This is a genomic window from Skermanella sp. TT6 (assembly GCF_016653635.2).
GTDB classification, from domain to species: domain Bacteria; phylum Pseudomonadota; class Alphaproteobacteria; order Azospirillales; family Azospirillaceae; genus Skermanella; species Skermanella cutis.
Genome location: NZ_CP067420.1, coordinates 615,853 through 629,368 on the forward strand (window position 1 = coordinate 615,853; position 13,516 = coordinate 629,368).

Annotated in this window: 16 protein-coding genes and 1 pseudogene; 10 read left to right on the plus strand and 7 right to left on the minus strand. The window is 69.0% G+C overall.

The features are described from left to right. The first annotated feature begins 2 nt into the window (after positions 1–2). The gene (locus IGS68_RS02890) at positions 3–425 is read left to right on the plus strand and encodes a DUF2141 domain-containing protein (protein WP_201077180.1); all 423 of its coding nucleotides are present in this window, start codon (positions 3–5) and stop codon (positions 423–425) included. A gap of 19 nt (positions 426–444) precedes the next feature. Here IGS68_RS02890 and IGS68_RS02895 read toward each other — a convergent pair whose 3' ends face one another. Next, positions 445–2,121, minus strand: coding sequence for a methyl-accepting chemotaxis protein (locus IGS68_RS02895; protein WP_201077182.1), 1,677 nt, complete (start codon positions 2,119–2,121; stop codon positions 445–447). 256 nt (positions 2,122–2,377) lie between these two features. Next, entirely contained in the window at positions 2,378–3,283 is a 906-nt protein-coding gene (gene gcvA / locus IGS68_RS02900; protein ID WP_247881148.1) for a transcriptional regulator GcvA, read from the minus strand. A 95-nt stretch (positions 3,284–3,378) separates the two neighbouring features. On the opposite strand from gcvA, the gene IGS68_RS02905 reads away from it, so the two are divergent. Further along, positions 3,379–3,591 carry a DUF1127 domain-containing protein gene (locus IGS68_RS02905; RefSeq protein WP_201077185.1) on the plus strand — a complete coding sequence of 71 codons (213 nt, stop codon included), beginning with the start codon at positions 3,379–3,381 and terminating at the stop codon, positions 3,589–3,591. A gap of 6 nt (positions 3,592–3,597) precedes the next feature. On the opposite strand, the gene IGS68_RS02910 is transcribed toward IGS68_RS02905, so the two are convergent. Further along, positions 3,598–4,407, minus strand: a complete 810-nt coding sequence (locus tag IGS68_RS02910) for an ABC transporter permease (RefSeq protein ID WP_201077186.1) — start codon at positions 4,405–4,407, stop codon at positions 3,598–3,600. 5 nt (positions 4,408–4,412) lie between these two features. Further along, positions 4,413–5,183, minus strand: a complete 771-nt coding sequence (locus IGS68_RS02915) for an ABC transporter ATP-binding protein (protein WP_201077187.1) — start codon at positions 5,181–5,183, stop codon at positions 4,413–4,415. An 87-nt stretch (positions 5,184–5,270) separates the two neighbouring features. Here IGS68_RS02915 and IGS68_RS02920 point away from each other — a divergent pair, with 87 nt between their 5' ends. The 4 genes from IGS68_RS02920 to IGS68_RS02935 all read left to right on the plus strand — a co-directional run bounded on the left by IGS68_RS02920 (position 5,271) and on the right by IGS68_RS02935 (position 8,041). Beyond that, positions 5,271–6,611 carry an ActS/PrrB/RegB family redox-sensitive histidine kinase gene (locus IGS68_RS02920; RefSeq protein WP_201077190.1) on the plus strand — a complete coding sequence of 447 codons (1,341 nt, stop codon included), beginning with the start codon at positions 5,271–5,273 and terminating at the stop codon, positions 6,609–6,611. Positions 6,612–6,625: 14 nt separating this feature from the next. Then, positions 6,626–7,210, plus strand: coding sequence for an ActR/PrrA/RegA family redox response regulator transcription factor (locus IGS68_RS02925; RefSeq protein WP_158043777.1), 585 nt, complete (start codon positions 6,626–6,628; stop codon positions 7,208–7,210). Positions 7,211–7,294: 84 nt separating this feature from the next. After that, positions 7,295–7,747: a ferritin-like domain-containing protein gene (locus tag IGS68_RS02930; RefSeq protein ID WP_201077192.1), complete on the plus strand. Its 453-nt coding sequence runs from the start codon at positions 7,295–7,297 to the stop codon at positions 7,745–7,747. 99 nt (positions 7,748–7,846) lie between these two features. Then, on the plus strand, positions 7,847–8,041 hold the full coding sequence (locus tag IGS68_RS02935; RefSeq protein ID WP_158043779.1) for a hypothetical protein: 195 nt from the start codon (positions 7,847–7,849) through the stop codon (positions 8,039–8,041). A gap of 14 nt (positions 8,042–8,055) precedes the next feature. Here IGS68_RS02935 and IGS68_RS02940 read toward each other — a convergent pair whose 3' ends face one another. Next, positions 8,056–8,235, minus strand: a complete 180-nt coding sequence (locus IGS68_RS02940; RefSeq protein ID WP_201077194.1) for a DUF1289 domain-containing protein — start codon at positions 8,233–8,235, stop codon at positions 8,056–8,058. Between the two features lie 15 nt (positions 8,236–8,250). Continuing rightward, positions 8,251–9,315, minus strand: a complete 1,065-nt coding sequence (locus IGS68_RS02945; protein ID WP_201077196.1) for an NAD(P)/FAD-dependent oxidoreductase — start codon at positions 9,313–9,315, stop codon at positions 8,251–8,253. 258 nt (positions 9,316–9,573) lie between these two features. Between IGS68_RS02945 and IGS68_RS02950 the strand changes: the two genes are divergently transcribed. From IGS68_RS02950 to IGS68_RS02965, 4 genes and pseudogenes are all read left to right on the plus strand, one after another. Then, positions 9,574–11,652 (plus strand): sensor histidine kinase, encoded by a 2,079-nt coding sequence (locus tag IGS68_RS02950; RefSeq protein WP_201077198.1) that lies wholly within the window; start codon positions 9,574–9,576, stop codon positions 11,650–11,652. A gap of 150 nt (positions 11,653–11,802) precedes the next feature. After that, on the plus strand, positions 11,803–12,054 hold the full coding sequence (locus IGS68_RS02955; protein WP_201077200.1) for a type II toxin-antitoxin system CcdA family antitoxin: 252 nt from the start codon (positions 11,803–11,805) through the stop codon (positions 12,052–12,054). Positions 12,055–12,150: 96 nt separating this feature from the next. After that, the gene (locus tag IGS68_RS36250; protein WP_371821904.1) at positions 12,151–12,324 is read left to right on the plus strand and encodes a CcdB family protein; all 174 of its coding nucleotides are present in this window, start codon (positions 12,151–12,153) and stop codon (positions 12,322–12,324) included. After that, positions 12,306–12,868: pseudogene (locus IGS68_RS02965) on the plus strand (DDE-type integrase/transposase/recombinase); the annotation flags it as partial. The gene IGS68_RS36250 and the pseudogene IGS68_RS02965, both read left to right, overlap by 19 nt. A 255-nt stretch (positions 12,869–13,123) precedes the next feature. Here the strand turns inward: IGS68_RS02965 and IGS68_RS02970 are convergent. Then, positions 13,124–13,315 carry a hypothetical protein gene (locus tag IGS68_RS02970; RefSeq protein WP_201077202.1) on the minus strand — a complete coding sequence of 64 codons (192 nt, stop codon included), beginning with the start codon at positions 13,313–13,315 and terminating at the stop codon, positions 13,124–13,126. Positions 13,316–13,516 lie beyond the last annotated feature (201 nt).

Genomic DNA, 13,516 nt, shown 5'->3' on the forward strand with positions numbered 1-13,516 from the left:
TCATGGGAAAAGCCGCCCTGCTGGCGGCCGCGGCCGCGACCCTGTGGGCCGCGGGCGCGTCGGCTTCCGAGCTGCGGGTCACGGTCCGCGGCGTTCCGTCCGCCGACGGCGACGTCAAGGTCGGCCTCTACGCCACGCCCGAAGCCTTCGAGAAGCGGGAGCGGACCTTCGGGGAGGCGGCTCCCGCCAGGATCGGCGACGTGGTGGTGGTGTTCCGCGACCTGGCGCCGGGCCGCTACGGCATCGCCGCGATCCACGACATCAACGGCAACGGCAAGCTCGATTCGAACCTGCTGGGGGTCCCGACCGAGCCCTTCGGCTTCGGCAACGACGCGAAGGTGAACTTCGCGCCGCCCGACTTCGCCGACATGGCCGTCACGGTCGGCGCCGGGACCGTGGAGACCTCGGTCACGCTGCGCCGCTGATCCCCGGCCGTCCCGGCGGCTACGCCGCGCGGATGCCGGCCAGGAACCGCTCGACCTCGGCCCGGAGCAGTTCCGACTGCTGCGACAGCTCCCCCGCGGCGCTCCGGACCTGGGTCGCCGCGGTCCCGGTCTGGCCGGACGCCTCGGTCACCTGGACGATGTTGGACGATACCTCCTGGGTGCCGGCCGCGGCCTGGGTGACGTTGCGGGAGATCTCGGAGGTCGCGGCGGTCTGCTCCTCGACCGCCGCCGAGATCGCGGTGGTGATCTCGTTGATCGAGCCGATGGTCGTGCCGATTCCCCGGATCGCGCCGACCGCGCCGCCGGTGGCCGCCTGCATGGACGATATCTGGGCCGAGATCTCCTCCGTCGCCTTGCCCGTGCGGGTCGCCAGGCTCTTCACCTCGGACGCCACCACCGCGAAGCCCTTGCCCGATTCGCCGGCCCTGGCCGCCTCGATCGTCGCGTTCAGCGCCAGCAGGTTGGTCTGGCTCGCGATGTCGGCGATCAGGTCGACCACCTCGCCGATCCGGTTGGCGGCTTCCGCCAGCCCCTGGATGGTCGCGTTGGTCTGCTCCGCCTCGGCGACCGCCTGGTTGGCGATGCCGGTGGACCGGGACACCTGGCGGGAGATCTCCTGCAGCGACCCGGCCATTTCCTCGGCCGCCGCCGCGACGGTCTGGACGTTGGCGGAGGTCTGCTCGGCCGCCGCGGCGGACGCGCCGGCCTGGCGGCTGGTCTCCTCGGCGATGGCCGCCATGCTCTGCGCCGTGCTGTCCAGTTCGGTCGCGGCGGACGAGACGGTCCTCAGGATGCTGCCCATGGAGCTGTCGAACCCGGCGATCAGCCGATCGATCGTCTCCATCCGCTTCTGCCGGGCGGCCTGCTCCTCGCGTTCGCGGGCCTCCAGCAAGCGCCGCTGTTCGGCATTCTCCTTGAACACCTGCACGGCCTTCGCCATGGCGCCGATCTCGTCCCTGCGCTCGCGGCCGGCGATCTCGACCGCGAGGTCGTCGGCGGCCAGCCGGGTCATGGTCCCGGTGATGCGGACCATGGCGGCGGCGACCGCCTTCTCGAAGAACAGGACGACGCCGGCCAGGGCGGCGATCACCAGCACCAGGATCGACACCACGACGGCGCGGGAGAAGGCGTAGATGGCGTCGCCTTCCACGCTCGCCTCTTCGCCGAACCGGGTGTCGAGCGTCACCAGCTTCAGGAGACCCTCGGAGAAGTCGTCGAAGGTGGTCTTGGTCGACATGAAATGCTGGGCGGCCGCCTCGTTCTCGTTCCTTCGGGAGATCGTGATCACCTCCCGGCTCTTCTCCAGGTATTCCCGCCATTCCCCGACCACATGGTTGATGATCTCGCGTTCCTCGGGATGGAGGTCGGACTTGAGGTAGCTGTCGAACCGCTGGTCGATGTCCTTCCTGATTCGATCAAGGTCGCGCTCGGCCTGCGCCATGGCGGCATCGGACTTCGAGAGGATGTGCGTCGCCTCGGCGATGCGGTAGTCCGAGGTCGCCGTGTTGGCCGCGTTCAGCAGGTTGGCCCGCACCATCCAGGTGCGGGCGATCAGCGTCGACTGGTCGTTGACCGCCGCCATCCGGTCCAGGGAGAAGATCCCCAGCGCGATGACGAGCAACGCGAGGGTTGCCAGGGCGGCGCGCATCTGCGCGCGCAAGGTCCAGTTTTTCATGATGCTCCCGACGAGGCTTGCAGAACTTGATCCGGCCGATGCCCGTTACCGCCTTCGGTCCGTCATGCACCTCCTCAAGCATGCGGGGTGCCAGGATCGGGAACTTCGAATACCACTTTCGGGTGGGCGACGCCTCCCGCGCTTGCCGGGCGTTTCCTGCCGCCACCGCCCGGCGCCTATGTTCGATGGCATAGGCGCTGGTCTGCGCGTCCTTTGCAGATCGCCAAGGAGAAGCGACGGGGATTCGCAAAATGCGTCATACCCCGCGCGCCTCTTCCAGCAGCCAGTCGCGGAACGCCGCGAGCGCCGGGCGGTCGGCCAAGTGTTTCGGGCTGACGAGCTGATAGCTGCCGAGCCGTGCCTCCAAGCCGGGGAAGGGCACCGCGAGGCGGCCGGCGGCGATGTCGTCCTGGACCAGCGACAGGTCGGCCACCGTGACGCCGTGTCCGTCGGCCGCGGCCTGGATCGCCAGGTCCTGGGTGTCGAAGATCTGGCAGTTGCGGTCCACGTCCAGGTCGGGCATGCCCGCCAGCTCCAGCCAGGCCCGCCACTCGCTCTGGTGCGGGTCGGGGTGGAGGATCGTGCAGCGCGCCAGGTCGGCGGGAGCCTTCAGCCGGTCCAGCAGGGACGGCGCGCACAGCGCGGTCAGCCGTTCCTCGAACAGCGGGTCGGCGCGCAGCCCCGGCCAGGGGCCGACCCCGAACACGATGCCGGCGTCGAAATCGTCGCGGTCGAAATCGACCCATTCCCAGCCGGTGTTCAGCCTGACCCGGATGTCGGGACGGCTGGTCTGGAAGCGGATCAGCCGGCGCATCAGCCAGCGGATCGTGAAGGTCGGCGGCACCTTGACCTGGAGGTCGTGGGCCCGCGCCTCGACCCGCGCCGCCGCCTGGGCGATCCGGTCCAGCCCCTCGGTCACCCCCGCCAGCAGCACCTTGCCCTCGTCGGTCAGGGCCAGGGCGCGGGGCAGGCGCTGGAACAGCGTCACGCCCAGATGGTCCTCCAGCCCCTTGACCGCCCGGCTGACCGCGCCCTGGGTCACGTGCAGCTCTTCCGAGGCCACGGTGAAGCTGAGATGGCGGGCCGCGGCCTCGAAGGCGCGCAACGAATTGAGCGGCGGCAGGCGGCGGGACATGGCGGCCCATGCATGAGTTTCGCTCATGCAGAGTATGAGAACTCATGGTTTGTGCGCAAGCGCCCGGCGCCATAGATCATGGCTATCGAAGAAACCCCGCACCGCACGCCGAGGAGGCTGCCATGATCAGGACTCAAACCAGGCATGCGCCGGCGCTGCCCGTCGCGCTCCCCGCCATGCCGTTGGCCAGCCTTGTGGAGCTGCCCGCCCTGTGGCGCCGCCGCGCGCTGACCCGCCGCGACCTCGCCCGCATGGACCGCCACCTGCTGTCCGACATCGGCCTGACCGAGCAGCAGGCCCTGGCGGAGGTCTCCAAACCGTTCTGGCGGGAATGAGAAACCCTACTCCCCGGTCTGGAGCAGCGAGCCGCGCACCCGGGCGACGTTGAAATAATGCAGGAAGACGGCCGCCGCCGCGGCCATGTAGGCGGCGTTCAGCCCGACGGCCCAGGCCAGGTGGTCCCAGCGGATCGCGTCCTCGAACATCAGCGCCCGCATGCCTTCGAAGACATGGGCCGAGGGCAGCGCCCAGGCAACCGCCTGGAGCCAGCCCGGCAGCACGGCGACCGGGTAATAGACCGCGCTGACCGGCGCCAGCAGGAAGACCGCGACCCAGGCCAGGCTCTCGGCGCCCAGTCCGTGCCGCAGGATCAGCGCCACGATCAGCAGCCCGAGCCACCAGCCCATGACGATCAGGTTGGCGAAGAACCCGACCAGCGGCAGGCCCATGTCGAAGATCGAGTAGCCGAAGATCGGGATCGCCAGCAGGCCGGCGGGGATGGTGCCCAGCAGCGTGCGGATCAGGCTCATGGTCATCAGCGCCGCCACCCATTCGCCCGGCCTCAGCGGGCTGACGAACAGGTGGCCCAGGTTGCGCGACCACATCTCCTCCAGGAACGACACCGATACGCCGAGCTGGCCGCGGAACAGCACGTCCCACAGAAGCACGGCGGCGATCAGCACGCCCGCGGCCTGCGCCACCCAGGTGCTGTTGGTCGCCATGAACTGGCTGATGAAGCCCCACAGGATCATCTGCACGGTCGGCCAGTAGGCCAGCTCCAGCAGGCGCGGCCAGGATCCGCGCAGCAGATACCAGTAGCGCAGCACCATGGCCGAGACCCGGCGGACGGACCCTCCCGCGGAACCCGCCATCGCGCTCACTCCGCCGCGTCGGCGACGCCGCCCCGGCGGCGGTCGCGCGCGATGTCCAGGAAGACGTCCTCCAGCGTGTCGCGGCCGTAGCGTTCCAGCAGCTCGGCCGGGGTGCCGCGGTCGACGATGGCGCCGCCGCGCATCATCAGCACCAGGCCGCAGAGCCGTTCGACCTCGAGCATGTTGTGCGAGGCCAGCAGGATCGTGGCGCCGGTCTCGCGGCGGTAGGTCTCCAGGTATGTCCGGATCCAGTCGGCGGTGTCGGGGTCCAGCGAAGCGGTCGGCTCGTCCAGCAGCAGCACGTCGGGGCGGTTGAGCAGGGCCTTGGCGAGCGCCACGCGGGTCTTCTGCCCGGCGGAGAGCTGCCCCGTCGGCTTCTTCAGGAAGCGCGCGACGTCGAGCGCCTCGGCGATCTCGGCGACCCGGCGCCGGACTCCGGAAAGCCCGCCCGCCAGGCCGTAGAGATGGCCGTAGACCGTCAGGTTCTCGGCGACGGTCAGCCGGTGCGGCAAGTCGACATAGGGCGACGAGAAATTCATCCGCGGCAGCACCCGGTGACGGTGGCGCAGCATGTCCTCGCCCAGGACCTCGATGGTGCCCGACGTGGGCAGCAGCAGGCCCAGCAGCATGGAAATGGTCGTGGTCTTGCCGGCGCCGTTGCCGCCGAGCAGGCCGGCGACGGTGCCGGCCGGCACGGCGAAGCCGATGCCGTCGACCGCCGTGATGGCGCCGAACCGCTTGGTCAGGTGATCGACTTTGATGACAGGCTGGGACATAAGCAGGCTATATGGCGGAGCGCTCGGCCGCTGACCACCCCCTCGGCACCGTGCCCCCCGTCCCAGCCCGACACCCGGCAGCCCATCATGATCGAAGCCGCACCGCCGCCGCGTTCCGGTCCAGCCTCTCCCCCGGTCGTCACGCCGATCGCCACGGCGATCGACGGCCGGGTGACCCTGCGGACCCTCATCCTGATCCGCTGGATCGCCGTCGTGGGACAGCTGACCGCGGTGCTGTCCGTCCATTTCGGCTTCGGCTTCAAGCTGCCGCTCGGGCCGGCGCTGGCCGCCATGGGGGCGTCGGTGCTGCTGAACCTGGCGGCGCAGGCCCAGCGCGGCACCCGCCCCCGGCTGGCCGACAGGGACGCCGCCCTGTACCTGGGATACGACACGCTCCAGCTCACGCTGCTGCTCTACCTGACCGGCGGCCTCCAGAATCCCTTCGCGATCCTGATCCTGGCGCCGCTGACCGTGGCCGGCACGATCCTGTCCCGGGTCAGCGTGATCGCGCTGACCGTGCTGGCGCTGTGCTGCCTGACCGGGCTGGCGCTGTGGCAGTTCCCGCTGCCCTGGGCCAACGGCGCGGTCGGGCTGCCGCCGCTGTACCTGCTCGGCATCTGGCTGTCGCTGTCGCTGTCCGCGATCTTCATCACCGCCTATGTCTGGAGCGTCGCGCAGGAGGCGCGCTCGATCTCCGACGCGCTGGCCGCCAGCCAGATGGCGCTGGAACGCGAGCAGCGGCTGTCGGCGCTGGGCGCGCTGGCGGCGGCGGCGGCCCACGAGTTGGGCACCCCGCTCGGCACCATCCACCTCGTCGCCAAGGAACTGGCGAGCGAGATCCCGCCGGACAGCCCGCTGGCGGAGGACATCGCCCTGCTGCAGAGCCAGAGCCTGCGCTGCCGGGACATCCTCGCGGAGTTGTCCCGCAAGCCCGAGGCGGAGGGCGGCGAGCCGTTCGACCGGCTGACCGTCCCGGCGCTGATCGAGGCCGCCGGCGCGCCGCACCGGCTGGGCCACATCAAGTACCTGCTGGAGACCGAGCCGGTGGCCGGCCCGCCCGTCCCGATGATCCGGCGCAGCCCGGAGATCATCCACGGCCTGGGCAACCTGATCCAGAACGCCACCCAGTTCGCCCGGTCCACGGTCACCGTGCGCGCCCGCTGGGACGAGGAGGCGCTGACCATCACCGTCGGCGACGACGGCCCCGGCTTTCCCCAGAGCCTGCTGAACCGGATAGGCGAGCCCTACATCTCCACCCGCGTCGAGGGCGGCCGGGCCGAGGGCGGCTCGCATATGGGGTTGGGCATCTTCATCGCGCAGACCCTGCTGGAGCGTACCGGGGCGGAAGTCATGTTTGCCAATAGTCGTAGCGGCGGGGCGCAAGTTGTCGTACGGTGGAATCCACCGATTTTCGACACGAAAGGCTGAGGACGGGAACGCGAATGACTTCCGACATCGGTCCGACAGGCGAAGCAGCCAAACTCACTTTCTCCGGTGACGCCTCGCGCAGCCTCCTGGTTGTCGATGATGATCCCCCGTTCCGCAACCGCCTGGCCCGTGCGATGGAGAAACGCGGTTTCGACGTCGTCGCGGTCGACAGCGTCGCGATGGGGATTGAGGTCGCCCAGGAATCGGCACCCGTGTTCGCCGTGGTCGATCTCCGGCTGGGCGACGGCAGTGGGCTCGACGTGGTGGCCGCCCTGCGCGACGCCCGTCCGGACAGCCGGATCGTGGTCCTGACCGGCTACGGCAACATCGCCACCGCCGTCGCGGCGGTCAAGGCGGGGGCGGTCGACTACCTGCCCAAGCCGGCCGACGCCGACGCGGTGGAGGCGGCGCTGCTGGCGGACGGCCGTCCGCTGCCCCCGCCGCCGGACAACCCCATGTCGGCCGACCGGGTCCGCTGGGAACATATCCAGCGGGTGTTCGAGCAGTGCGACCGCAACGTGTCGGAGACGGCGCGCCGCCTGAAGATGCATCGCCGCACCTTGCAGCGCATCCTGAACAAGCACGCCCCCCGGGGATGAGGCGGCCGGCCGCTGGTCCGGGGATGGGAACCAAGTCAGTGAGCTTCCCGTTATCGCCGGTGTGAAACACCGGTGGAGCTGGCCATGACCAAGGACGAGATCGTCGATACCCTGAACGACCTGATTCAGATCACCGAGGACAGCCACGAAGGGTATCGGAAGTCCGCCGAGGATGCCCAGGACCCCGATCTGAAGACCCTGTTCAACGATCTCTCCGCCCAGCGGGGCGCCATGGTCCGCGACCTCCAGAAGCATGTGGCGGAGCAGGGCGGGGCGCCGGAGGCCAGCGGGACCATGCTGGGAGGCGCCCACCGGTTCTTCGTCGACCTCAAGTCCGCCGTCGTGGGCCGTGACCCGGCTGCGATCATCCAGGAGGTGGAGCGGGGCGAGACCGAGGCGGCCCGCCGGTACGAACAGGCGCTCGACAAGGATCTTCCCACCCATCTCGCCAGCGTGATCAGCCAGCATCTCGCGCGGATCCGCTCCGACCGCGACCGTCTCGCGACGGTCAAGCAGGGCTCGAAGCAGGCTTCCTGAGCCGTCGAATCGGAGCGGGCGGTCGCAACGGAACGGGCGGGGGCGTGTTGGAGACCGAATACGCCTTTCGTCCAGACCCCTCACACCAGGAGACCGCCGATGGCAACCAACGCCGAGATCGCCGCCAAGCTGCTGAGGGATGCCGCATCCTTCTTCCGGCATGTCGGGGAGCAGAACGATCCGATCAGGGAACAGATGGACACCAACGCCCAGGCGTACGAGACCATAGCCGGGCTGGTCGAGACGGAGCCGACCGCACAGTTCGACCTGGCGGAGCGCGGGCCGGACGCCTGAGGCTCCGGACGGCCCTAGCGCCGCCTCCGCTCCTCCAGCGCCGCGAGGATCTCGCGGCGCTCACCGGGCGGCTTGGATCCCCAGCCGGCGATCTCGTCCAGGGTCCGCAGGCAGCCCCGGCAGAAGCCCGAGGCCGGATCGATCACGCAGACCCGCGTGCAGGGTGACGGAACGTAGTTTTCATCGAATGACATGGCGGCGGGACGGTATCAGACCGGCCCGGCGTCCGCCAGGATCCGATCGGCCAGGGCCAGGCCGCTGAGGAACGCGCCCTCGACCCTGCCGCCCAGGCACCAGTCGCCGCAGGCGCCCAGGCCGCGCTCCGGATCGTACAGGCATTCCCGATCCAGTCCCCGGACCGGGATCGAGAAGCGCCAGCGGTGCGCGGCGAGATGGTCCGCCTCGGCCGGCCCGATTCCCGCCAGCTCCCGGAACGCCGCCGTCAGCCGGGCGATCACCTCGGCCGGGTCGTCCTCGATATGGCGCTGCGACCATTCGGGCGAGCCATGGAGCACCCAGGTCTCGCCCCCTCCGGCATCCCGGCCCGGCTTGGAGCTGTCGCGGGCGATCCAGGACAGCGGAGAGTCCGTGACGAAGGCCCCGTCATAGTCCGGCCCGAGCGGTTGCGGGAAGCGGGCCATCACCGACCAGCATCCCGCCATCACCGCGTCGGCCGCCGCCGCGGCCAGATCCGGCGCCTCGGCCAGCAGGGGCACCGCCTGGGGCGAGGGCACGGCGACCGCCACCCGGCCGTAGCTTCCCAGGTCCCGTCCCGCCTCGTCCCGCAGCCGCCATCCGTCGTCTCCCGGAATTACCTCCGCTACCCGCACGCCGCTGCGGGGAGCGACCGATCGCGCCAGCAGGCGGGCGGGAGCGGTCATGCCCGGCGTGCCGACGAAGCGCTCGCCCGGCGATTCCTCGACATTGCCGTCCTTTCCGATCCGGACGATCCGCCCGGTCCAGGGCGCGGCGACGCCTTGGGCGACCCAGCCGTCCACCCGGCCGCGGAAGCGGGGGTCCCGGGCGGTGAAGTACTGGGCGCCGTGGTCGAACCGCGGGCCGGCGTCTTCCGCACCGCCGCCGGCGTCCGCCCGGCGAGTCGCCATCCGGCCCCCCGGCGCGCGCCCCTTGTCGAAGACGGTCACCGGCCAGCCCCGGCCGATCAGCCGCTCCGCGCAGGCCAGGCCGGAAAGCCCGGCTCCGATCACGGCGACCCGGGGAATTCCACCCCGGGCGGATCCCCCCGGAAACCCGATCACCGTCCCGTCGCCCATGGATGCCTCCTCGACGCTCCTTGCCATCGGGGATGAGAAGTAGCCCGGTGCGGCTATTCATCCAGGCTTACGGATGGCACATGCCGGATGGGCCATTGTCAGTTAGGCTGATTCGGAGATAATACCGCTAAAATGCATCTGTAACTATTTGCTGGCAGGTCGGTGTTGGGACGTGTGGGCGCGGAAACAGCGGGAGGACCCAGGGTCCGGGACCGGGCTCCGGATCTGGCTCCGGAACGCCGCAGGCACGACCGCCGGATGACGCTGGCCTGCGTCGTCCTGTGCGGGCTGCTGCTGTCGGTCTCCATGTTCCAGGTGGTGCGCCAGCAGACCGCCGCCCAGATCGCCGAGATCCTGGACGTGCAGGCGGTCCACATGTCCGAGACGATCCAGCGCCGCGTCCGCGTGCTGGAGGATACCGTCAGGGCGACCAGTGCCCTGTTCAGCGCGTCGGGCATGGTGACGTCCGGGGAGTTCGCCGGCTTCATCGACCATATCCTGCCCGAACGCGACGGCGTCGACCTGCTGTTCTGGACGCCGCCGGCCGGTGACCGCATCGTCGCCCGCTACGCCATCGCGACCCCGGGGAGCCGGGCGGAGGAACTCGCGGTGGAGGCCAGCTCGGACCTGCGCGGCCTCGCCTCGGCTGCCCTGGCCGGGCTGCCCATGGCGACCGGCGTGGTCCGCGACCTGGAAGGCACGGACGGGACCGGCTACCGGCTGGCCGTCGCGGTGCCGACGCGGCGGCGGGAGGACGGGGCGGTGAACGGAGCCGCCGTGGCCCTGGCCACCCTCAGTGGGCTCTTCCGCGAGGTCCAGGGCGAGCAGGGCAACGGATCGATGCCGCTCTCGCTGCGGGTGTTCGACCCGGAGCATCCGGAAGAGCCGCTCTACAGCCGTGACTACGCGCCCAGCCTAGGCCTGCTGACCCTCGTCGGCCCGGTGGTCCGAAGCACCCGCATCGTGGTCGCCGACCGTATCTGGATCGCGGAATTCCGGGCCGTCATGCTCGGCCTGCCGCCGGCGCTGGCCCTGGCCCCGGCCGGAGCGCTGCTGGGCGGGCTCGTGCTGACCGCGATGCTGGCGGCCTATCTGACGGCGTCGCAGCGCCGGGCCGCCGATGTCGGCGCCCTGGCCGGGCGCCTGGAGCGGATCAACCGCGAACTCGAGCACCGCATCCGGGAGAACGAGCGGACTGCCGCGGCGCTGGGCGAGAGCGAGCGCAAGTACCGGGAGATCTACGAGAACGCCGCCGAGGGCATCTTCCAGACCTCGCCCGAGGGGCGGATGCTGAGCGCCAATCCTACCCTGGCGCGGATCTACGGCTATGGGACGCCCGGCGAGGTGCTGGAAGCCCTGCAGGACATCCGTCACCAGCTCTACGTCGATCCGAGGCGCCGGGACCAGTTCGCCCGCCTGCTGGACCGGTACGACACGATCCACGGCTTCGAGTCGGAGATCCGCCGCAAGGACGGCAGCGTCATCTGGATCTCGGAAACCGCCCGCGCCGTGCGCGACGCCGCCGGCCGGCTGCTCTACTACGAGGGCAAGGTCGAGGACGTCACCGACCGCCGTGCCGCCGAGGAGCTTCAGCGGCTCGCCCGCGAGGAGGCGGAGCTCGCCGGCCGCGCCAAGTCCGAGTTCCTGGCCAACATGAGCCACGAGCTGCGCACCCCGCTGAACGCCGTGATCGGCTTCTCCGAGATCATCAAGAACGAGATGTTCGGTCCGGCGGGCCGCCCCGAATATGTCGAGTATGCCCGCGACATCCATGAGAGCGGCACGCAGCTGCTGGCATTGATCAACGACATCCTGGACATGTCGAAGATCGAGGCCGGCAAGAAGGAGCTTCAGGACGCGGTGGTCGATATCGGCCGGGTCGCCCGGAACTGCGTCCGGCTGGTCGAGGCGCGCGCCCAGTTCGGCGGCGTCGCGGTCGCGGTCGACCTGCCGCCGGACCTGCCGCCCGTCCGGGCGGAGGAGTTGGCGCTGAAGCAGATCATCGCCAACCTGCTGACCAACGCGGTCAAGTTCACGCCCAAGGGCGGCAGGGTGCGTGTTTCGGCCGACATCGAGCCGGACGGCGGCCTTGCCGTCGCCGTGGCCGACACGGGCATCGGCATCGCGCCGGAAGACATGGAGAAGGCCCTGGCGCCCTTCGGCCAGATCGACAGCTCCCTCAGCAACAAGACGCAGGGAACCGGCCTCGGCCTGCCGCTGGCCCGGTCGCTCGCGGCGCTGCACGGCGGGACCCTGTCGATCGAGAGCGAACCGGGGCGGGGCACCACGGTGACCGTCCGCCTGCCGTCCGAGCGGGTGATCCGCAAGGTCGCCTGACGTCGGTGACGATGAAGTCGCCCGGCCGGTCGGACAGCCGTTGCCGAGCGGGGGGCTGGTCCGGAGCGCCGTCGCAAAGGCAACATGAGCATGCGCATTGATTCCGGCGTGCCTTCGTGGTGAAAGTCGCCGCCGTTGATGAAGGGATAAATGGGCAAGGCAACGCGCTATCTCGCCGAAACGCCGAAGTGGGCGACCAACGTTTCGATCGACGAAATGCTATTGAAGGAACCCAAGGAACTTCAGGTGAATGTGTCCCGTGCCGCCGAGTTCGGTCTCATGCAGGCGATTGCTGAGAAGCGGGCTGAATTTTGGGTGGAAGAAAACCGGGAAGCACTGGTCAGTTCGAATGAGGATGTCGAGAAGCATGGGCTGCCGCTTGCGAAATACCGGCAATTCTGATTGATTGATACGATGTTTATCTGAATCCTGAAGGTATCCGGATACCTGATCGACATCCAGGCCAACGTATCGGACAGCCTGAACACCAGAGTAATCATCCCTCTGATGGAAAGACAGCAGGCTCCGAAACCAGCAAAGCGGCTGAACCCAGTGTTTGTCATTGGGGATCTTGAAGTCGTCATGGTCACCCAGTACATCACTGCCGTCCCGATCTCTGCACTGAAAAGCCCGGTAGCAACGCTTGGATATCGTGCCCTGCCGACCGGATGAACCGCCAGTTCCGGGCGTCCTGCCCGAACGCCTTTTGGGTCGCGGATCTCACGTATGTGGCGACTTGGCAGGGCTTCGTCTCCGTGGCCTTCGTCATCGACGCCTGTGCCCGGCGGGTCGTCGGCTGGCGGGTGTCGCGCACCGCTCACGCCGGCTTCGTGCTGGATGTCCTTGAGCAGGCGCTCCGCGACCGCCGGCCTGCAAAAGGCAGCGGTCTCATTCATCATTCCGACCGCGGGTCGCAATATGTCGCTATCAAGTACACCGGGCGTCTCACCGACGCGGGCGTCGAGCCCTCCGTGGGAAGCGTCGGCGACTCCTATGGAGTTTCAGCTACCGCCGCAGGCGGTACGATGCCTTGGCCGAGACGATCAACGGCCTCTACAAGACCGAGGTGATCCGGCGCCGCGGGCCATGGCGCACCCTGGAACGGATCGACTGGTTCAACCACCGCCGCCTGCTCGAGCCCATCGGCAATACCCCGCCCGCCGAGGCCGAAGCGCGTTACTATGCTCAAACCGAGGACATCGCCAGGGCGGCGTGACTCAAGCCAGATTGCCTCCGGAAAACTCGGTGCGGTTCACTTTCGTCTGTCCCGCCAAACGGACAAAAAAGAGGCCGCCATGAAGGCGGCCCGAAGTCTAGGGAGGAAACGCCCAAAGAGGCGTCGCAACATCTCTGCTGCAGTGCAAAATGTAATGTACGGTTCAGTACATCGCAAGCGCAAACACCGTTTTTTCCCATCCTACTTTCGACCGATGGGGTCCGACGGGGCTGTTCGGCCTGCGTCGGTCCCGGATCAGGCGGCGTTCCGCAGGCCGTCGTTGGCCGGCGTCGGTGCCACGGCACCCTGGATGATCGAAGCGGCCGGCCGGGTGGAAACCTGCTCGGAGCCGGTCAGCTTGCGGGTGATGACCATGCTGACCACGGTGTGGACGACTGCCACCAGGGCGAGGATGGCGATGGCTTCGAAATTGGTCCCAGTCAGCATGGATCGGCTCCGGTTCGGTAGGAAGTGCGGCAGGGTGTCTGCTGGGTTGCGTTGGAAGGAAGATGCTTCCGATCGATTTGGATGTCAAATACGGTATGCCGTATTTTGTATACCAGAAATGTAGATCAGCCCTGCGTTCCCTGGATGCCTGCCGGCGGCCGCCGCAGGCGGGGTGCGAAAAATGCGGGACAGGCCCATCTC

Bases quoted from the DNA above. Each gene is read 5' to 3' on its own strand.
- IGS68_RS02890 (WP_201077180.1), top strand. From the start codon at position 3: ATGGGAAAAGCCGCCCTGCTGGCGGCCGCGGCCGCGACCCTGTGGGCC.
- IGS68_RS02895 (WP_201077182.1), bottom strand. From the start codon at position 2,121: ATGAAAAACTGGACCTTGCGCGCGCAGATGCGCGCCGCCCTGGCAACC.
- gcvA (WP_247881148.1), bottom strand. From the start codon at position 3,283: ATGAGCGAAACTCATGCATGGGCCGCCATGTCCCGCCGCCTGCCGCCG.
- IGS68_RS02905 (WP_201077185.1), top strand. From the start codon at position 3,379: ATGATCAGGACTCAAACCAGGCATGCGCCGGCGCTGCCCGTCGCGCTC.
- IGS68_RS02910 (WP_201077186.1), bottom strand. From the start codon at position 4,407: ATGGCGGGTTCCGCGGGAGGGTCCGTCCGCCGGGTCTCGGCCATGGTG.
- IGS68_RS02915 (WP_201077187.1), bottom strand. From the start codon at position 5,183: ATGTCCCAGCCTGTCATCAAAGTCGATCACCTGACCAAGCGGTTCGGC.
- IGS68_RS02920 (WP_201077190.1), top strand. From the start codon at position 5,271: ATGATCGAAGCCGCACCGCCGCCGCGTTCCGGTCCAGCCTCTCCCCCG.
- IGS68_RS02925 (WP_158043777.1), top strand. From the start codon at position 6,626: ATGACTTCCGACATCGGTCCGACAGGCGAAGCAGCCAAACTCACTTTC.
- IGS68_RS02930 (WP_201077192.1), top strand. From the start codon at position 7,295: ATGACCAAGGACGAGATCGTCGATACCCTGAACGACCTGATTCAGATC.
- IGS68_RS02935 (WP_158043779.1), top strand. From the start codon at position 7,847: ATGGCAACCAACGCCGAGATCGCCGCCAAGCTGCTGAGGGATGCCGCA.
- IGS68_RS02940 (WP_201077194.1), bottom strand. From the start codon at position 8,235: ATGTCATTCGATGAAAACTACGTTCCGTCACCCTGCACGCGGGTCTGC.
- IGS68_RS02945 (WP_201077196.1), bottom strand. From the start codon at position 9,315: ATGGGCGACGGGACGGTGATCGGGTTTCCGGGGGGATCCGCCCGGGGT.
- IGS68_RS02950 (WP_201077198.1), top strand. From the start codon at position 9,574: ATGACGCTGGCCTGCGTCGTCCTGTGCGGGCTGCTGCTGTCGGTCTCC.
- IGS68_RS02955 (WP_201077200.1), top strand. From the start codon at position 11,803: ATGGGCAAGGCAACGCGCTATCTCGCCGAAACGCCGAAGTGGGCGACC.
- IGS68_RS02970 (WP_201077202.1), bottom strand. From the start codon at position 13,315: ATGCTGACTGGGACCAATTTCGAAGCCATCGCCATCCTCGCCCTGGTG.